Source organism: Glycomyces rhizosphaerae (assembly GCF_042647865.1).
Taxonomy (GTDB): Bacteria; Actinomycetota; Actinomycetes; order Mycobacteriales; family Micromonosporaceae; genus Glycomyces; species Glycomyces rhizosphaerae.
This window is the reverse complement of sequence record NZ_JBHRWO010000021.1, coordinates 932,019-952,168: the sequence shown is the minus strand read 5'-3', so window position 1 is coordinate 952,168 and position 20,150 is coordinate 932,019. Positions and strand designations below refer to the sequence as shown.

At 68.7% G+C, this 20,150-nt stretch carries 11 protein-coding genes; 3 read left to right on the top strand and 8 right to left on the bottom strand.

Annotation, left to right across the window (positions count from 1 at the left end; translation table 11 throughout):
• Positions 1-13 precede the first annotated feature (13 nt).
• Positions 14-1,687, bottom strand: coding sequence for an AbfB domain-containing protein (locus tag ACFO8M_RS24640; protein WP_387980441.1), 1,674 nt, complete (start codon positions 1,685-1,687; stop codon positions 14-16).
• Positions 1,688-1,881: 194 nt separating this feature from the next.
• Entirely contained in the window at positions 1,882-4,155 is a 2,274-nt protein-coding gene (locus tag ACFO8M_RS24635) for an alpha-L-arabinofuranosidase C-terminal domain-containing protein (RefSeq protein ID WP_387980440.1), read from the bottom strand.
• 110 nt (positions 4,156-4,265) lie between these two features.
• Between ACFO8M_RS24635 and ACFO8M_RS24630 the strand changes: the two genes are divergently transcribed.
• Positions 4,266-5,258, top strand: coding sequence for a LacI family DNA-binding transcriptional regulator (locus ACFO8M_RS24630; RefSeq protein WP_387980438.1), 993 nt, complete (start codon positions 4,266-4,268; stop codon positions 5,256-5,258).
• 11 nt (positions 5,259-5,269) lie between these two features.
• On the opposite strand, the gene ACFO8M_RS24625 is transcribed toward ACFO8M_RS24630, so the two are convergent.
• Positions 5,270-6,214 carry a glycosyl hydrolase gene (locus tag ACFO8M_RS24625; RefSeq protein ID WP_387980436.1) on the bottom strand — a complete coding sequence of 315 codons (945 nt, stop codon included), beginning with the start codon at positions 6,212-6,214 and terminating at the stop codon, positions 5,270-5,272.
• Between the two features lie 19 nt (positions 6,215-6,233).
• Positions 6,234-7,724 (bottom strand): arabinosylfuranosidase ArfA, encoded by a 1,491-nt coding sequence (gene arfA / locus ACFO8M_RS24620; protein ID WP_387980435.1) that lies wholly within the window; start codon positions 7,722-7,724, stop codon positions 6,234-6,236.
• An 862-nt stretch (positions 7,725-8,586) separates the two neighbouring features.
• Here arfA and ACFO8M_RS24615 point away from each other — a divergent pair.
• Both ACFO8M_RS24615 and ACFO8M_RS24610 read left to right on the top strand, forming a co-directional pair.
• Positions 8,587-10,491, top strand: coding sequence for a beta-galactosidase (locus ACFO8M_RS24615; protein ID WP_387980434.1), 1,905 nt, complete (start codon positions 8,587-8,589; stop codon positions 10,489-10,491).
• A 38-nt stretch (positions 10,492-10,529) separates the two neighbouring features.
• Positions 10,530-12,554 (top strand): beta-galactosidase, encoded by a 2,025-nt coding sequence (locus tag ACFO8M_RS24610; protein ID WP_387980432.1) that lies wholly within the window; start codon positions 10,530-10,532, stop codon positions 12,552-12,554.
• Positions 12,555-13,042: 488 nt separating this feature from the next.
• On the opposite strand, the gene ACFO8M_RS24605 is transcribed toward ACFO8M_RS24610, so the two are convergent.
• From ACFO8M_RS24605 to ACFO8M_RS24590, 4 genes are all read right to left on the bottom strand, one after another.
• Positions 13,043-13,450 (bottom strand): hypothetical protein, encoded by a 408-nt coding sequence (locus ACFO8M_RS24605; RefSeq protein WP_387980430.1) that lies wholly within the window; start codon positions 13,448-13,450, stop codon positions 13,043-13,045.
• Between the two features lie 424 nt (positions 13,451-13,874).
• Complete coding sequence (locus ACFO8M_RS24600) at positions 13,875-14,930, bottom strand: WxL protein peptidoglycan domain-containing protein (protein WP_387980429.1); 1,056 nt, start codon at positions 14,928-14,930, stop codon at positions 13,875-13,877.
• Between the two features lie 113 nt (positions 14,931-15,043).
• Positions 15,044-15,649, bottom strand: a complete 606-nt coding sequence (locus tag ACFO8M_RS24595) for a hypothetical protein (protein WP_387980427.1) — start codon at positions 15,647-15,649, stop codon at positions 15,044-15,046.
• Between the two features lie 150 nt (positions 15,650-15,799).
• A complete protein-coding gene (locus ACFO8M_RS24590; protein ID WP_387980426.1) occupies positions 15,800-20,134 on the bottom strand; it encodes a family 43 glycosylhydrolase in 4,335 nt (1,444 codons plus the stop codon).
• Positions 20,135-20,150: the final 16 nt, after the last annotated feature.

The following is a 20,150-nucleotide window of genomic DNA, read 5'->3' as shown; positions in this document are numbered from 1 at the left end:
CCGCGACGGGGGGTCAGGTCGTGATCTTGAAGGTGGCGTCGGCCTTGCCGACGCTGTCGCCGCTAGGAATCACAGCGGTCCGGAGGATGTTGTACGCGTGGCGCACATGCCGGCTGGTGTCGCCGTAGAGCTGGAATGAGGTCCAGGTCGAGTCCGCGAGGCCGGCGACCGCGCGGAAGGTGGCGTCCTCGGCGAACTGCGCCGAGCCGTCGTTCTCTTCCAGCTTGAGGACCGTGTCGTTCACGCGCAGGTAGTAACCGGGGAGGTTGACCGACTCGAACGAGACGCAGTCGTCGGCGCGGTCGGCCAGGCCTGCGGAGACCTGGAACCAGGTGTCCGCTGCGGGGCTCGCGTTCTCCGCGATGCCCGCGGCGAAGCCGACGTGGCGCCAGTACCGGGTCTGGAAGTTGTAGGACTGGATCCGGTTGTAGGGCACCGTGGCCCGGTCGCGGGAGTACAGGAGTGTGCCGTACCCGAGGGCGTCGTATCCGCCGGAGGTCGTGCCGTAGTCGCCGCCGCCCCCTTCCGGAGCGACCTGCTCGGTGATCGCGGCTGTGTTCGGCATCGCGATGCCGCGCCGGGAGTAGTAGTGGCCGTAGACCATCGCCCACACCGGCCGCACGCTGCCGCGCCCACCGCTGCCGATGACCGTCTGCTCGTTGTAGGCGCAGTTGTTGCCCGAGCCCCAGCTGTAGGTCGTGTAGGGGACGTTGTTGCCGAGGTTGTAGGAGGCGACGTACTCGGCGGCCTTGGCGAACGCGTTGTCGTCTGCCGAATAGAGGTCGATCCCCTGGTTCCAGGCCGTCTCCATGAACGTGGCCATGAGCCCGATGCCGAGGATGGTGTGGGCCTGGTCGCGGCCGGACTCCTGCCACTGCGCGAGGCCGTCGTCGTGGGTGAAGGGGATCGCGCCCCGGATGGAGCCGTTGCCGACGCCGTTCCAGAAGTAGTCGATCGCCTGGTCGATGATCGTGTCGTCGTCGCAGAGGATGCCGGTTGCGATCACCTCGTTCATCGCGGCCAGGTCCCAGTTCGCCCAGTAGTGGGTCGCGCAGGTCCCGTTGTGGCTGCCCAGGAAACCGGTGGTCAGAGGATGGAAGACGTCCATCATCATGTTCTGGAACGCGCCGAGGTCGAAGCCCGGGGCGCCGCGCAGCAGTTCGGCGGCGTTCGCGAACTGGTAGCCCTGGAGCCCGGCGCACAGCAGTGCGTCCGTGCTGCCGTTGATCTCGGTCAACGTCGACGACCACGCGTTGCAGATCGCGACGGCGGCGTCGCGGTTGGCGGTCGTGCCGGCGATGCGCCAGCGCAGCGCGTTCTGATAGGCGGCGTGGACGTCCCGGTAGAGCACCGGGTAGTTCTGGGTGCCGGAGCCTCCGCGCGTGATGACCGAGGTGGCGCTGGGGGTCCAGGTGCTCTGCGAGTGGGAGCTGGCCGTCAGCTTGCTCCAGCCGGTGAGCCAGGGCTCGGCGCCGGCGGCGACTTTGGCCGAGATGTAGTCGAGGTCGGACTGGGTGTGCAGCAGCGCCGGGTGGCTGACGGCCTGGATGCCGGACGTCTGGGCCTCGGCGTTCCGCGCCGTGTCGAAGGCGAGGCTGCCGAGTCCGGCGAGAGCCAGGCCGCCAGTGACAGCGGCGCCTTTGAGGAGGGGTCGCCGGGCGAGGCGGCCGGTGTCGAATGGTGTCATGGTGCTCCTTTGCGCCATGCGATGTGCGATGCCGGGGAATTGCCACCGCGAACCGGATTTGATCTGCGTGATCGCTCACGCAGCATGAGTACGATAGCGCTTTCTATGAATTCATGTCAATACACCGAGGTGTCTGATGTGCGGATACGCGGTGGCGTCCGGCGATAGAACGCAGTCCTCCACCTGATCGAGGGCTAAGCCGAGGGGCGAATTATCGCCGAGGCGAACGACCAGGGCGGCAGGATCAGGTCGATCCCGTTCTCGCCCTTGGCCTTCTCGGTGACCGGTCTGATCGGCGACGCCTCGAAGAGTGCACCCTCGTCGGGTCCGGCCCCGGCCAGGAGCTCGATGTCGGCCGCGACTGCGCCGGGCGCGTCGTCGAGGTCAACGCGGACGGCCTTCTCGGTTTCCTCGGCGTTGACGAGCCTCACCAAATACTCGGTCCCGCCGTCTGCCGCGGTGCGCGAGAGCGCCCCCGCGGCGACGCGGTGTTCGGGCCGGGTGTCGAGTTCGAGGTCATGGTGGAGTTCGCCGTCGACCCAGACCCGGAGGCGCGGCCCGTCGAGTCGGACCCGCACTCGGACGGGGACGCCGTCGCCCCACTCGGGCCACGGGCAGGTCGCCTCCCAGTTGTCGATCCTGTCGTCGCGTCGGAGCACCACGGTGTCGCGGTTGCCCCCCATGCAGAAGTTGAACTTCACGGAACTCAACGGGTCGTCCGGGCCCAGGCGCAGTGAAAAGCCGTCGGCGCCGTCCCGTCGGACCGCGGTGAACTCGATGTCGGCGGCGTCGGGGCCGATCGCTGCGAGCACCGCGCCGTCGCTTCCGGGGACGGTGGCGAAGTCGGAGACCGGTCGCCCGTCGACCACGACATCGCTGAAGGCCGCGGTGGCCCGAGGCGAGTGCACGTGCGCCTCGCCGGTTCCCGAGACGGGCCGGGTCCACGGCACCACGCCTTCGAGCTCGACTGCACGAACCCGCTCGCCTCGCTCGGTGCCGAACGCGCGCTGCACGTAGTAGGAGGCGGTGAGCCGCACCTCGTCGGCGGTGAAGTAGATGAGGTCAGGGGTCCATTGCGAGTGCCCGACGCGGGCGAGGAGCGGGGCGTAGGAGGCGAGGCGCACGACGTCGGGGTTGCGTTCGAGGCCGATCATGTACGCCGCCTCGGCGAGCGCCGAACGCACCGTGCTGGAGCAGCCCGCGTATTCGCCGAGGTAGACCTTGGGCCCGTCGGGGTCGTAGGCGGCGTAGCGGTCGAGGTTCTGGTGCAACCAGCGGGGGCTCTGATAGCCGTGCTCGTCGACCATCGCGACGCCGCGCTCTCGCGCGTACTGCCAACCGGCCTCGAAGTCGGGACCGGTGGTGCACGGTCCGGAGGTGCCGATGACGGTGATCTCGGGGTGGGCTTCGCGGACGGCGTCCTCGATGCGGGCGTACCGGTCTCGGAACGCGTCGGTGATCTCGTCCTCGTTGCCGAGACCGAGGTACCGCAGCCCGTACGGCTCGGGGTGCCCGTGCTCGGCCCGTTTCGCGCCCCAGCGCGTCTCAGGTCCGCCGTTGGCGAACTCGATCAGGTCGAGCACGTCCTGGATGTAGTCCTTCATCTGCGATTCTGGGATCGCGTGCTGGCCGCCGGGCGAGTTCTGGCAGCAGACGCCGGCGGCGACGATGGGGATCGCGGTGGCGCCGAGCGCTTCGCAAAGCTCGAAGTACTCGCCGTAGCCGATCTGGCGGGACTGGTGGTAGGCCCAGATGTTCCGCGTCTGCGCTCGCCTCCAGCGTGGCCCGATCGTCTCCTTCCAGTGGTAGATGTTGCCGAGGCCGTAGCCGTGGGCGAGGCAGCCGCCGGGGAAGCGGATGAAGCTCGGAGCCAGGTCCTTCAAGGCTTGGAGCAGGTCTGGCCGGAAGGTCAGGGGCGAGCCGTCGTCGGCGAGGGGCCGCAGGGAGACGGCGTCGAGGTCGGCGTCGCCTCCGGCGGGCACGGTGATCCGCAGTTCGCCGCACCCCGTCGCGGTCGGAGCGAGGTCGGCCTCCAGGTAGCGCCATCCGCCGGGCTCGACGTCGAGATCAGTGCTCGCGAGGCCGTTGCCAAGGGTCACGGCCAGGCGGGTCGGCTCGGTCACGCGGGCGAACAGGGACAGCCGCAGTCGCTCGCCTTTGGTCACGCGGATGCCGTACCAGCCGCTGTTGGCGATGGCGGCCGGGCCGATGAGTGACGCGTAGTGGCGGTTGTTCGGGTGCAGCGGGGATCCGGTCCGCACCTGGACAGGGCCCTCCGTGGCCCATCCGGTGAGGTGGTGGAAGTCGTTCCGCTCGGACGGGTCGAACTCGAAGTCGCCGTTGCGGATGAGTTCGGCGTTGAGCCCGCCGTCAAGGGCGTCGTTGAGGTCTTCGATGAACAGGCCCCACAGGTCGGGGGCGGTGTCGGCGGTCGCGGCACCGACGCGGACGGCGATTCGGTCGTTCATGGTTGCCTTCCTGGGCAGTTGGTACAGGACCGTCTGCGGCGGCGCCGCTTCCGGCTGTGGGGTGAAACCGCGTTCCGACCGGAACCGCATCGACGGGGATAATGGGGAATATGCAGCGACGTGTAACGATCGAGGACATCGCCCGCGAGGCTGGAGTCTCCCGGCAGACCGTGACCCGGGCGATGAACGGGATGCCGCGGATCAGCGAAGCGACACGCGCCCGCATCCTTGAGATCAGCGAGCGGCTCGGCTACCGCCCCAGCCGCTTTGCGTCGAACCTGGCCCGGACGAGCAAGACGAAGACGATCGCATTCGTCGTCGATTCGTTCCGCAACCCCTACTACTCCGAGCTCGCCGCCGACCTGCTCGACGCCGCGTCGGCGCGCGGCTGGCAGATGACGATCGTCTCGCACGAGGACGAACCGGAACTCCAGCTGATCAGCCGCCTCGCGAACCAGGTCGACGCGGTCGTCGGCTATCTCGGCCAGACGGACGAGGCGGCGTTGACTGCGGCTGCCCGCGGTGTCCCGTTGGTCCTTCTGGGCCGCACTGCTACCGCCGAAGGTCTCCACTCGGTCGACTTCGACTTCGGTCCCGCCTTCGCCCACCTCGTGGACGAGCTGCGGAAGCGCGGTTCGAAACGGTTCGGGCTGCTGGAGAGCCAGCCGCTCGGCGCGGTCTACAAGCCGAGCACTCGCCGGATCGCCTATGAGGACGCGGTCGACCCGGTGTCGGCCGAAGCGGTGGTCGTCTGCGAGGCGCCGCCGCAGTCGGTGGACGCCGGTGAACTCGGGTTCAACGAGCTCATGGACCGCTTCCCCGAAACCGACACCGTGATCGCCTTCAGCGACCTCATGGCAATGGGCGCACTGAGGGCCGCCCACCGCCGCGGCATCGACGTGCCGGGACAAGTCCGACTTGTCGGCGTCGACGGGCTGTCGCTCGGCGCCGTCACCTCCCCCGCGCTCACCACCCTGGCGATACTGGGTACCGCATTCGCCGAGCAGATCGCCGACGTCATCGGGGAGGCTTTGGACGGCGCCGGGGACAGCGCCGAGCGGCGACGCACGGCGCTGCCGATCCTCTGGCGCGAATCCGCCTGAGCGGCAAGGGTTCACGGCCCGCCTGGCGGCAGGATGGGCGCGGTCAGCACCTCGTCCCGGTCGCACACCAGCCGCCCGTCCACCACATGCGCCCGCGCAACCTGGATCGAGGTGCGGCGGTGGGCGTACAGGTCGTCGCGGATCTGCTCGCCGGGGACGCGCCCGGGATGGGTGAAGTAGAAGACGAGCGCGTCCTCGCCGACCACGACCACGTCGGCGTGGAGCCCGTTGCCGCCGTCGTCGGCACCCGAGCCGGACTCGGCGAGGATGCGGTCCTGGATCTCCCAGACGCGCAGATCATCGGAACGGTGGACCCGCAGGCCGGCCCATTCGTCGGTGAGCATCCAGTACGAGCCGCCGAGCGCGAAGACGTTCGGCCCCTCATGCGGGCGGTTCTCGATGGCGGGCCCGGTCGGTCGCCACTGGTACAGGTCGGGGCTGTCTGCGGTGTAGGTGTGCGCGCCGCGGGAGCTGTCCTTGAACCACATGCGCCAGCCGCCCTCGGGGAGCGGGAAGACGCACGCGTCGATGACCTGCTTCGAATCGAGGTCCAGCGTGGACTGGTAATCCCAGTGTGCGAGGTCCGCGCTGGTGTAGTGGCGGATCAGTCCTTCAGCCCCCCACCGCGAATGGACGCCCTCGATGCAGCTCGCGTACATGTGGTAGGTCTCGCCGTCGTCGATGATCTCGGGCGCCCAGAACGTGTTGCGGCCCCAGCCGGTCTCCAGGCCGTCCGCGATGCCGCGGTGGACCCAGGTCGCCCCGCCGTCCTCAGAGGAGGCGATGCCGATGTCGGTGCCGAATACCCAGGACACGTCGTCGAACGGCGGCGACCAGACTCGCCGGTTGGTGTAGAACATCCACCACTCGCCGAAGTCCCGGTTCCAGATCACGGTGGGGTCGGCGGCCCCGTCGTGGATCGGGTCGCGGAACAGCGGTTTCGGAATAGTGCTCATCATCAATTCCCTTCTTCGCTCAGCCGATGGTGATGCAGGTCCAGGAGACCGGCGGGAGCTCGATCGTGATCGTGCCGTTCTCGCGGCTGATCTTGGTGTTCTCGCGCAGGGTCACGCGCTCGGGCTGGTCGAGGGTGTTCTTCGCGTGGCGGTCCTCGTCCCAGACGCCTTGGGCGCGAATGGTTCCCTCGATGCCGAGGGCGGCGATGTCGATCGTGAACTGCGCGGTGTCGTCGATCGAGCGGTTGAGGACGAACACGGCGGCGCGGTCGCCGTCGAGGGTGGCGACGGCGTCGACGGAGGGCACGTCCCCGAACTTCGCGGTCGGGACTTCCGGTGCGTCCAGGACACCGCGCAGCGCGGTCCCCGTCGCCAGGCGTGAAGTCGTGGCGAACGGGAAGAACGTGGTCTGGCGCCAGGCCGGCCCGCCCGGTTCGGTCATGATCGGCGCGATCACGTTGACCAGCTGCGCGAGATTCGCGGCCGTGACGCGGTCGGCGTGTTTGAGCAGCGAGATGAGGAGCCCGCCGAGGACCACGGCGTCGGTGACGGAGTACTGGTCCTCCAGCAGCCGGGGGGCGACCGGCCACGCGTCGAGATCGAGGGTCTGCCCGGCCTGGTACCAGATGTTCCACTCGTCGAAGGAGATGTCGATCCGGCGGTCCGACCGCTTGACCGCGCGGACGTGCTCGATCGTGTGCACGACGCTTTCGATGAAGGCGTCCATGTCCACACCGGAGGCGAGGAAGCTCGCGACGTCGCCGTCCACTTCGTGGTAGTAGGCGTGGCAGGAGATGTAGTCGATCTGGTCGAAGGCGTGCTCCAGGACCGTCCGCTCCCAGACTCCGAAGGTGGGCATGCCCCGCCAGGAGGAACCGCAGGCGGCGAGCTTGAGGTCCTGGTCGATCGCGCGCATGGCGCGGGCGGTGACGGCGGCGAGCCGACCGTACTCCTCGGCGGTCTTCGACCCGATCTGCCAGTCGCCGTCGAGTTCGTTGCCCAGGCACCACAAGCGCACGTCGAGGGGCTCCTCGCGGCCGTTCTCACGCCGTGCGTCGGAGCGGGTGGTGCCGGAGGGGATATTGGCGTACTCGAGGAGGTGCAGGGTCTCGCGGATCCCCCGAGTGCCGAGATTGGTGCCCAGCATCAGCTCCGAGCCGACGAGGTCGGCCCAGTCGGCGAACTCGTGGAGGCCGACCTCGTTGGTCTCGGTCGAATGCCAGGCCGGGTCGAGTCGCCGGGGCCGCTGGTCCACCGGGCCGACGCCGTCCTCCCAGTCATAGGCGGACACGAAGTTCCCGCCGGGATAACGCACATGGGAGATGCCGAGCTCGCGGACGAGGTCGACCACGTCGCGGCGGAACCCGTCGGGGCCGGCGGTGGGATGGCCGGGTTCGTAGATGCCGCCGTAGATATGGCGGCCGAGGTGCTCGACGAACCCGCCGAAGAGCTGCCGGGAGACGGGGCCGACGGTGAAGGCGGGGTGCAGTCTGAGGGAGGCCTGGAACATGCCTTGGGTTTCCTGTTCGTTGGTGGGAGGCGGGGCGTGCGGGCTCAGCCCTTGACGCTGCCGGCGACGAGACCGGGGACGATGTGGCGCTGGGCCGCGATGAGGAAGACCACCAGCGGCGCGAGCACGATGACGCTGAGGGTCATGAACGCGGGCCAGTCCGGCGGGTGAGCCGGGGTTCGCTTGAAGGCTTCATTGCGCTTCTCCTCGGGGTTTTCAGTAGGGGTCGGAGAGGCGGACAGGGTCGCCGCACCTCGGGACGCCGCGCCGGGGCCGAATCGCCGCCGGCATCCTCCTGGATTGCGAATTCGCGTCGAGCGCTTGCCCGGTTCGAGCCGATCGAGGCCCGCGAGCGGAACCGCGGCCCCTATCGACGAGGACCATTGTTGCGTGAGCGCTCACGCATCTTCAACATATCACCGCCGTCAACCCCGGTGTCAAGGAGCACGGTGGAGGTGGGTCCGGTCGGCGGTTGGAGAGCAAGGACGGCCGCGAAGACAGTCCTTCTTTCGGATGCGCGACGATCGATTCCGATGTGCATGAAGTCGTCAAGCGATCCTCGGAGTGGACACCCCCGCTCGAAACCGCTTGGACCGCGTACGCGACCACGAAAACGGTCATCGAGGACATGGCAACGAACATTCAGGGCGACGCCGAACAGGAACGGCATTTGCCTGATAAGTGGAAATATGTCAATATGCCAGGCCGCGGCGGGCGGCGTGGGCACCTTTGCCACTTTGAGAACCGCAGAGGTCGGTGCCGCAGGTAGATGGACAGGTCACTATTTGCGTGATCGCTCACGCAAACGCTACGATGGCACCATCCCGACCCGGGCACCACATCGACGAGCAGGAGCAGCGCCATGTACTTCGGCGGCGACTACAACCCCGAGCAATGGCCCGAGGAGGTGTGGGATGAAGACGTCCGCCTCATGCGCGAGGCACGCGTCAACCTCGTCAGCGTCGGCATCTTCGCCTGGGCGCGCCTGCAACCGGACGAGGGCGAGTTCGACTTCGCCTGGCTCGACCGCCTCCTCGACAAGCTCCACAGCGGCGGCATCTCCGTCGACCTGGCAACAGCTACCGCCTCCCCGCCGAACTGGCTCGTGCGCCGCTACCCCGACGTCCTGCCGGTCACCGAGACCGGCACCGTCCTCGGCCCCGGCAGCCGCCAGCACTACGCCCCCACCGCACCGGACTACCGGCGCCTCGCTGCCGACCTCGTTGCGGCGCTCGGGCGCCGCTACGCCGACCATCCCGCGGTCGCCATGTGGCACATCAACAACGAGTACGCGTGCCATGTGCGCGCCGACTACTCCGAGCACGCCGCCGTGGCCTTCCGCACCTGGCTCACCGGCCGTTACGGCGACATCGACGCGCTCAACGATGCGTGGGGGACGGCCTTCTGGTCCCAGCACTACAACGACTTCGACGAGGTACGGCCCCCGCGGGCCTCGCCGACCACCCAGAACCCCTCGCTCGTGCTCGACTGGCGCCGCTTCACCTCCGACTCCATCCTGGACCTCTACCGGATGGAGCGCGACGCGCTCCGCGCCGCCGGCGCCGAGCAGCCGATCACGACGAACTTCATGGGCGCCTTCCCGGCGATGAACTACTGGGACTGGGCCGCCGAAGTGGACATCGTCTCCCACGACGGCTACCCCGATCCGCGCGATCCCGACGCGCACCGCCACGCCGCGTTCGCTGCCGACCTCATGCGGTCCCTGAAGCCCGACCGGCCGTGGCTGCTCATGGAGCAGGCCCCGAACGCCGTCCAATGGCGGCCCAACAACGCCGCCAAAGCACCGGGGCAGATGGCCGCCTGGAGCGAGCAGGCCGTCGCCCGCGGCGCCGACAGCGTCCTATTCTTCCAATGGCGCCAATCCCGAAGCGGCGCTGAGAAGTTCCATTCCGCGATGCTCCCCCATTCGGGGAAGCGATCACGGACCTGGAAGGAGATCGCCCAGCTCGGCGCCGCCCTGGAAGACCGCAAACCGGCATCGCCGCCGCCCGGCGACGTCGCCATCGTCTTCGACTGGGAGAACCGGTGGGCGCTCACCCAGCCCGACCTCCCCGCCGACATCGACTACCAGGCCGAGGTCTTCGCCTGGTACCAAGCACTGCACGCCCGACACGTCCAAGTGAGCTTCGTGCGCGCCGAAGCCGACCTCTCCAGATTCCGCCTGGTCATCTCCCCCGCCCTGTACCTGCTCACCGAGGCCGGCGCCGCCTCGCTCGCGCGGTTCGTCGAGACCGGCGGCACACTCGTCACCACCGCCTTCACCGACATCGTCGACGAGCACGACCGTTTCCGCCCCGGCGGCTACGGCACGCAGCTCAGCGAAGTCCTCGGCGGTCGGCCCGTCGACTTCTTCGGCGTCCTCCCCGAAGAAGGACGGGTCGCCCACGCGAGCGGCGCGGACTTCGCCGTCACGACGATGATCGAAGACTTCGACCTCGACGGCGGCGACGTCCTCGCGCACACCCGCGAAGGCCAACCCGTCCTGATCCGCAACCGCTTCGGTGCCGGCATCTCACTGCACCTGGCCTGCTTCACCGACAAGGCAGGCACCGAATTCGCATTGGACCGTGCCCTCGAAACCGCGACAGTGACGCCGATCGTCGACGGGCTCGACCCCGCGGTCGAAGCCGTCGCCACCGTCCACGGGGTCACGCTGATCAACCAGTCCGCGAACCCCGTCGGGATCAAGACCGAGAACCACGCTTTCACCCTGGCCCCGTTCGAAGTCCGCCACCTGTCCCAGTGACCCGCGATCAATTTCACCAACAGACCAGGAAACCTGCCATGCGCAACTCCGAACGCCCGAACGCCCGCGACCTCACCGGCCCCGGGCGGCTCCTCGTCGGCGCCAACTACCACCCGCACGACTCCGACCCCGCGACCTGGCGACGCGACGCCGCGATGATGCGCGAGGCCGGACTCGAGATCGTCCGGCTCGGCCACCTCGCCTGGGATACCTTCGAGCCCGCCGACGGCGACTTCCGCTTCGACTGGTTCGACGGAGTCATGGACCTCATGCACGAGCACGGCATCGGCGTCATCCTCGACATCGCCGCGCGCCCGGCGCCACTGTGGCTGCACCGCAAGCACCCCACCATCGATGTCATCGACCCCGACGGCACCCGCCGCTACCCCAACCACCGCTACACCCTGGACACGGGCGACCCCCACTTCCGCGAGCACGCCGTCCGTTTCACCGACCGCCTCACCCACCGCTACGCCGGCCATCCCGCCCTGGCGGCCTTCGGGATCGACAACGAGCCCGGCGACGGCCCGATCTCGTACTCCACGACCGTCCGCGCCCGCTTCATAGCCTGGCTCCAGGCGAAGTACGGCACCACGGAGACCCTGAACCGCGCCTGGGCAGGACATCGCTGGTCCCGCCAGGTCAGTGACTTCGAGCAGATCGGCCTGCCCCGTCCCGGCGTCGCGGGCGGCGCGCCCGAACGCGTCCTCGACTTCCGCCGCTTCATCTCTGACGAGATGAACGGCTACCTCGACGCGCTGTTCGACACGGTCGAGGCGAACGCGCCGGGCATGCTGACCACCTCCAACATGTGGTACTACACCGCGAGCAAGCACTTCGACTGGGCATCAGGCGCCTACGCCGGACGCCTGACCCGCCCCGGGAACGGCCTCTACCCCAGTCTCTCGCTCCTCGACACCGACAGCATCCGGGATGCCCTGTTCGGCATCGCCCGCATCCGCTACGAGAGCCCGGAACCGTTCTGGTGCACCGAGTTCACGACCATGACCGCCGCCCCCGGCTCCATCCGCCGCTCCGCCTACGCCTCACTGATGCTCGGCAACCAGCTGGTGTGCGGCTGGACCTGGCAGACCATGCACGCGAGCGAGGAGCAGTTCCTCCAGGGCATGGTCGACTGGGATGGCGAGCCCACCCGCAAGCTCGACGAGTACCGGCAGATCGCCGCCGAGTTCCGCAAGATCGAAGCCCACGGGTTCCCTTACGAAGTGAACGCCGAGATCGCGATCGCCATGGACTTCCCCAGCCAGATCGCCAGCGCCGCGTTCCCCGAACGCCACGACGACCAGGCGCTGACGGCGTTCCGCACCGTCCTGGACCGCAACCTGGACGTTCGCATCGTCGACCTGGCGCGCTCCGAACTGGACTACAAGATCCTCATCGTCCCCGGCCTGCTCGTCCTCGACGAAGCGGCCGCCGAGGCGATCCGCGGCTACGTCGAACGCGGCGGCACCGCCATCATGACCTCGTATTCGGCGATGATCGACGCCGATGGCCAGGTCTTCCGCTCCACCAGGCCCGGCCGCCTCGCCGACGTCTTCGGCGTCCGCGTCGGCCGCTACGAGGAGACCGCGCTGCTCAATGAACTCGCGAAGGGGCGCAGCGGAGACGACGAGGTCGCAGTGCGGTGCGGCGACAGTGCGGTGCGCACCAGTGCGCCGCGGTTCGACCTGGTCGAGCCGCGCGGCGCGGCGGTGGCGGCCACCATCGAGCTGGACCGCGAGTACCCCGCCGTCACGACGCACCGGTACGGCGAGGGCACCGCGATCTACGTGGCACTGCCCGCCCGCCGGGACGTGCTCGACTTGGTGCTGGACGGCGAGATCGAACGCCTCGGCGTCCGCCCCGGACCGCAGGTTCCCGAAGGCGTCATGGCCCGCGCCGTCACCGACCGGCATGTCCTCTACCTGAATCTCGACGGGGAGCCGAAACCAATCGACCTCCCCCGCAACACATCCGGCGTCCTCAGCGGCCAGCGCTTCAAGAAAGGCTTCAACATCGGCCCCTGGGACGCAGAACTCGTAGAACTTGACCCGCCCCTATGACCAACACGGCGGCGTCCCCCGCGCTCGCCCCGACCAGCCCGACCTTGATCGCGAAGGGAATCGGCAGGAGTGCTGATCGCCCAATTTGATGCGCGGGTGGGTCGAGGAAGAATCGGGAGGCCGACCCACTCGCCGTCGCCTCTCTCATCGTTCCGCTCCTGCACGCGCATGACGGACAACGACGGCCGGGAAGTCGACTTCGTGCTTGAACGACGCGACGGCACGTCGTCGTGCTTCGACTTCCCCTGCCGCAGCGGCATCGGGCGCCGCTGGTCTCGATCGCCAGCGCCTTGTGCATCCTGGGGAGCACCGTGATGAATGGCAGTGACTCGCAAGAGTTCCGCCCACCGGTGGTTCGTGTCGTCCGCCGACCACGGTCGACCACAGTGCGACCCGGCTTCCATCGATCCGTTCCCATCGATGCCTCGGGGCGGCTGCGACCCCCGACTTTCCGCCCGGCGGCGGGCACGGGCGACGAACTACCGGCTTCAGCCGGTGGCAGTTGACTTGTCGCGGTTGAGACACCACTTCCGAGCAGCGCGGGTCGCCAGGCAGGCGACGGCGGCAAGTGGCATCCCGAGGTACGCCAGAACCCAGAGCATCAGCTCGGGCGCGCTCTTGCGGCCGTACGCGTACGGTTCGGACATTATCGAGAGCAGATGGGCTGCGATGAGCCCCGCGACCGAGACGCAGAGCAGCATGGCTGCACACCAGGCGAGCAGGCCGCTCCGACTGAGCAGGGTCGACAGGACTCCAAAGGCTGCAGTGACGGCTGCGATCAGCGCGATACTGAGGTAGTGCCTCTCTCCATTCAAATAGAACTGCGTTCGGATGAACTCGTATGCCGTGACGGCGAACCCGTTGGCGAAGAGGAGCCACAGTAGCGTTTGGGCCACTGTGACGACCTCGGGTTTGGCTTGAGGCGGGGACGGTTCGGTGATGAGGACTCCTTATGTCGGGCAGGAAGATCGGACCCATGCTAGGCACTGGGTGCCAAGGCACCCGGGAAACGCCCTGAAGGACGAGCGACAGTTTGCGCGAGGGTCTTGTCGCGTTTGGTCTTCTTGCCGGGGTCGCGGATTGGTGCCCTGCGCCGGTTCCGTTGCCCGGCAGGGCGTCCGGGTCCGGGCTTACCGGGTGATGGGACGCTGGTGAGGCAGGGCAGTGTGGCGTGGAGGTTCGAGAAAGCCCGGCGGACGCGCGCCGGCCCCGGGGAAGCCCCGGCCGAGCACGGTCGTTCACATCTATTTGCAGCCGGTCACAGTGCACACGCGGTTACACGTCGACCTAATACTCCCGAACGGCTGGGCGGCGGTGCGTTTACGCACTCGCCTCAGACGCCGCACGGTGCCCTTCCTCGCGAGCCTGCGCGAGCATGGCCTCCAGGCGCAGCCGCGAACGGCGGCGGCCCCACACGCTTGAGCCGATCATCAGGGCTATGCCCGCCAGGACGATGACCTGGGGCCACGGCACGGCCCAGAAGCCGGCGTCCGCCGTCACCGCGTCGACCGCGGTGCCTTCGCCCGCGCCGACAACGGTCGGCGTCACCTCGAGCGAACCGGGCACGAACACCAGCGGCCACACCTCTTCGACGGTCACCGTGAACGACCGCCGGTCGCCGGGCAGCAGCTCTTGATCGATTTCGTCATCTCCGGGGAACGCGACCTCCTGGCCTCCGGCTGTCACCACGCCCGTGACCAGAAGGCGGGCGTTGCCGGAGTTCACCACGTCGAACGTCACCTGCGCCTCGCCCGGCGCCAGCGGATTCCACGACATGTCATACGACGACGCCACCGCTTCCAGCGACGCCGCAGGCGCCAGCTCCCCGGTCACGCGGGTCATCACGCGGAACCCCACGCGCGACTCCACCCCGACCGTCGCGCCGTCCTCGCCGACCTGCTGCGACAGGACCGACGCCGCGATTCCCGCCGCATGGTCTCCCGGGGTCGCGTTCTGCGGCACCGTCGTCGTGAAGGGCACGATCGCGGTCTCGTTCGCGCCGACCGTGACCTCGTCCTGCACCTCGATCCACAGGCCCGCGTCCACCGACTCCTCGCCGGATGGCAGCATGCTGAACCGGCCGTTGTCCTGGAAGTACCCGTCCGCCGCCGAGATGCGGAACGTCACCTCCTGATCCGAGAGGTTCCGGACCGCCAGGTGCTCCGTCGCGGTCTCACCCGGGTCGAGCTCCTGCTCCACCCACGACCGGCCGTCCTCCCCCGACTCGTCCGCCGGACGCACCGACCACGTCACGGTGCCCGGGTCCCCGCCGTCCGTCTGCGCGGCAGCGGGACCGGCGGGCCCCCACGCGAGCAGGAACGCCGCCGCAGCGGCGAGCAGGCCGCGCAAGGCGCGGGAACGGGGGGAGGGAACCATGATCGGCCTTTCCGGGAATCAGACGTCGAGGAGAGCCCGAACACGCGGGCGCACCTCGACCAGCATCGCCGATGGGCGGACGCCTCGCAAATACGGCGCCCGCCCGACCGGTCTCATTCGAACAGCGAGAGCGTGATGGTCGAGGAGTAGGAACCGGGCTCGACGTCCGACGGCACCAGCAGCGTCAGGCCCGCGTCGGCCTGCCACGAACCGATCGCCTCCTCGCTCGTGAGCGCCATCGCCAGCAGCTCGCGACCTTCGAGGCCCACGTTGTTCGGAGCCTGGTCCGTGTCCAGCACCGGAGCGACGTCGGGGCCCACCGCGACGGCACCCGAGCCGTCGTCCACGATCGACGGCGACCAGCCCAGGTTCTCCGCCCCGATCTCCGGCTGACCGGCATCGCCCACGAAGCTCGACGCCGTGCCCTCGACCCACCAGAACGCGCCGTCGGGGATCTCATCCGCCGTCCGCGTGTCCGTCACCGTCACCGTCGGCAGATCGCCCGTGAACTGACGCACAGTCCCGGTCGACCCGTCCTCCACCAGCGTCGTCGTCGTGCCCGCCACGCTCATCGCGAGAACACCGGTCTCGGTGTCCTCGATCGTCACATCGACATCCACGTTCGAACCGGACCCGACCTGCTCCTGCGCGAACGCCGCGCCGGCGACACCCGCCAGCATCGCGCCGCCGACCGCGGCCACCGACACCCGCTTCACCATTCCACGATTCATGATTGGAGACCTCTCCTCGATCCATTCCGGGGGGGCGACCATCGCCCTCCGGATCACCACGTCGTCCGGGATGCCCCGCCGCCGGCCCAGGTGCCGGAACGGCGGGGACGGCGGCCCCGGACCGCCGCCTTGCGCGTCTCAGCCGCAGCTCGCGGCCGCGAAGGCGACAGCGTTCTCCGACGACGCGCCATCCGCATCTGTCGCCGTCACGGTCACCGCGCCCGCTGCGATCTGCACGGCACGGGTCGTGAACGCGGTGGTCGACGTAGCGCCGGCCGCCAAAGACGTGATCGTCTTGTCGCCGTAGGGCGTCGAGACGACGAGCGACACCGGGCCGTCGTCCTCGTTGAGCGCCTTGACCGTCAGCACGACCTTGCCCGAGACGCAGCGCGACCCCGGCGTCACCGTGATCTCCGGTCCCGGCGAGGGCACGGTCTGCGGCGCGACGCTCGTGAGCGTCGGCGCGACGGGCTGGAACAGGCCGTCCTCGCCGATCTCGAGCTTGTCGATCGTCGTCTCGCGGTGGGTCCCGTCGCCGCCCGAGAGCGCGAACCGGTGGTAGGCGATGTACCAGTCGTCCGTGCCGGGCACGTTGACGATCGAGCTGTGGCCCGTGCCCTTGATGCCGAGCGACGTGTTCTTCTGGAGGATCACGCCTCGGTACGTCCACGGCCCGTCGAGGCTCGTCGACGTCGCGTAGCCGACGCGGTAGTTCTCCGAACCGGTGTCGTCGATCGAGTACGTCAGGTGGTACAGACCGTCGCGGTAGTTGAGGAAGACGCCCTCGCGGAAGTCGGTCAGTCCCGAGATCCGCTGGTAGGTGCCCGCCTTGATCGACACCATGTCGTCGTTCAGCTCCGCGATGACGGGGCTGCCGTTGCCCCACGCGAGGTAGTACTTCCCCGACACCGGGTCGTGGAAGGCCGCGGGGTCGATCGCCTGGCCCGACGTGACGGCCTCGTTGTTGAGGATCATCGCCGCCGGTTGCGCCGTGAACGGACCCTCGGGGCTGTCGGCGACCGCGACGCCGATGGTCTTGCGGTTCAGCGCCGTGTTGTGGCCGCTGAAGTAGAAGTAGTACTTCCCGTCCCGCTCGATGATCGTCGGCGCCCACGCGTTGCCGCTCGCCCAGGGGACGTCGCCGTTCGCACCGTCCAAGGTCAGGATGGGCTCATCAGAGCGCGTCCAGTCGACGAGGTTCTTCGAGGACCACACGTAGAAGTCCTTGCCGCCCCAGCCGGGGTATCCGTCGGTTGTCGCGTAGATGTAGTAGGTGTCGCCGAACACCGCGATGTTCGGGTCGGCGTAGAGCCCCGGCAGCACCGGGCTGTTCACGATCTGGGCGGAGAACGTCCACGTCGTGGTCTCCGTTCCGGCCGTGACCGTGTACTCGACCGGTTCGGACAGGTCCACGACCGTGCCCGACGGCGGAGAAGCGGTCGCGCCCGTGGACGTCGTGAAGATCGGCGCGAGCGCCGAGACGTCGGTGCCCTTCACGACCGGGAAGACGACGGTGTGCGCCTGGGTGTCCACGAACGGCGCGGTCGCGAGCGCCTCGGCGTCGGTGAGCGACACGTCGGTGACCGCGCCCGTCGCGCCCGCCGCGTCGAGCACCTCGGCCGAGCTCAGCGCGCGGTCGTAGATCGCGAACGACCGGAACTTGCCCTTGAAGCGGGCGTCCTGCTCGTACAGTGAGCGACCGAGGTAGTTCGCCCAGGTCTCACCGCCGGAGATGTCGCCGGGATCGATCGTCACGTCCGTCTTGGTCGCGACGAGCACGCCGTCGAGGTACAGGCGGGCCGTCGCTCCTTGGAGTGTGTAGGTGAGATGCGCCCAGCGTCCGCGCGGCAGCGCCGAACCCGAGCTCGCCGTCTGCTCCGACGTGTACGTGCTCTCCGTGATGCTCGTGCGGTACGAGCCGTTGCCGGTCGTGAAGAGGTACCCTCGTCCGGCGCCCGCGGCGTCGGTGTTGCCGAGTCCCCAGATGAAGTAGCTGCCCGACTGCGCCGTGTCGACCCACACGTCGGCGTCGACCGAGATGTCGGTGAGGCCGGCCATGAGGTCGTCGGGAAGGTCGACGTAGTCGTTCACGCCGTCGAAGGTCAGCGCGCCGTCGGCCCAGGTCGCCCCGTTGATCGTGGCGTCCCGTCCGTTGCCCGACACGTCCGAGAGCGTCGTTCCCGCGCCGTCCGAGAAGTCGTAGCGCACGACCTCGCCTTCGTCGTTCGACGAGATCGGTGCCCGGCCCTCGTAGAGGCCCGCCAGTTCCGCGGCGGTCACGGGGATGACGGTGCCGTGGCGCGGGCTCGCGGGGAGGTCGTAGTCCGAGGCGACGGTCCATCCGCCGGTCGCGATGTCGTCGGTCACGAGCGGGATGTAGCCGCGCCCGCCGTACTCGTCGACGAACAGGTAGTGCTTGCCGCCGCCGTTCACGTCGCCGGGGTTGGACTTGAAGATCGAGGGTCCCTCGACCGCGCTCGTGCCGGCGTCGCGGCCGATGCACGAGTCGATCATGGTCCACTCGGGAAGCGGGGCTCGCAGGGAGGTCGAGGACTCCTGGATGATGTCAGAGCATCCGGTCGATCCCGCGCCCTCGTCCTTCGTGAAGCGGTAGTAGACGCCGTCGTGCATCGTGACGGTCGAGTCGATGCGCGACTTGCCGTCCTGCCAGATCTGCGGCTCACTGAACGTGACGAAGTCGCGCGTCGTGGTGTACAGCATGCGGTTGTAGGTGTTGCCCGTGTGCCCCGGATCGCTCGCCGCGTACAGCTTCGACGCCCAGAACACGACGTAGGCGCCGAGCTCCTCGTCGTAGTACGCCTCGGGTGCCCACGTGTTGCCGGCCGTCTCGGGCGAGACGAGCACGTGGCGCTGCGCCGACCAGTTCACGAGGTCGTGCGACTCCCACACCTCGAGATACCGGCTGCCCTGGCGCTGCGAGGTGTCCCACGAGGTGCCGGAGCCGATCGAGAGGTCGGTCGCGATGAGATAGAACTTGTCGCCCTCGGGCGAGCGGATGATGAAGGGGTCGCGCAGGCCCTGCTCGCCGTACTGCGACGACAGGACGGGGAGCCCGCCGTTCAACTCGTTCCAGTCGAGGGCGTTGTTCCCCTCGCTCGCGGCGAAGTGGATGTTCTCGCCCGCCACGGAGTTGCCCGTGAAGTACGCGAAGGCGTAGCCCTCGTACTCCTCCTGCTCGTTGGCGGCCCGCACCGTGAGGGCGAACTCTCGCGTGAGGCCGCCCGCGGTCGCGGTCAGGACGACGTCCTGGTCGGCGGTTCCTCGCGTGACGACGCCGGGCGCGATCGCACCGTCGGCCTCGGTCGACACCACTCCCTCGGGTGACGCGGTCCACGTGATCGGGCTCCCGTGCACGGGGCCGGTCACGGGAAGCGTGATGTTGCCTCGGATGTCGTCGGCGTTCGGGATCGAGATGGCATCGAGATCGGCCTGGAGATCGGCCTCGCCCGTCGCGGGCACCGAGGCGGTGAAGTCGCGCGTCATCGTCGCGGAGCCCTTCGCGGCCGTCGCAGTGAGTGTGACCTCGGCCGTGCCGCTCGCGGGTCGCGTCACACGGCCAGTGGACGAGATGACGGCCTCGTCGCTGGAGGCCCACGTGATCGTCGAGCCGTTCGGCGCCGTCGTCGGGAGCGCGAGGTCGGTGGTCACGTTGGAGAGGTCGCCGAGCGAGATCGCGTCGAGGTCGCGCTGCGCCTTCGTCTGGTCGGACGGCTGGAGCGTCGCGACCTCGGATGCCGAGAGCGCGACGTCGTAGATGCGGAAGTCGCGGACGCTGCCGGCGAGGTACTTGTCGGCCGCGTAGTTCGAGCGGCCGATGTAGTTGGCCGTCGTCGTGCCGCCGCCGATCTGCGCGGGGGTGACCGTGACGCCGGTCTTCTGTCCGACCTGGACGCCGTCGAGGTAGATGGTCGCGGTGTCGGTCGCGTCGTCGAGCGTGTAGGTGATGGTCTTCCACACGCCGCGTGCGAGGTTCGCCCCGCTGGTCGTGTTCTGCTCGCCCGACCAGTTGCCCGTCGTGATGGCGGTGCGGTAGGCGTTGCCCGTCGAGAACAGGTATCCCGTGCCCGAGCTCGAGGTCGCGGCGTTGCCGAGACCGTAGATGAAGTAGGGCGTGCCCTGTTCCGGGCGAATGAGCACCTCGGTGCTCACCGTGATCGAGGTGAGCCCGGCGAGGATGTTGTTCGGCAGTTTGACGTGGTCGTCGGCACCATCGAGGCGGATGCCCTCGCCGCCGGTGAGCGTCGCGCCTCCGGCGATCTGGGCGTCGCGGCCGTTGCCGGAGCCGTCGACGGCGACGGTACCGCTCGTCTCGTCGAGCGCGTAGTGCGCCACGAGGTGGTCCTCGGCTGCGGCCTGGGCCGGGCTGATGCCGGCGGCCAGTGCGATGCCAAGTGTCGCAACCGATGCGACGAGCGCGCGAAGCGTGCGGCTCGCCAGGGGTGAGGCGACCATGCGCTCTCCTTCGAGG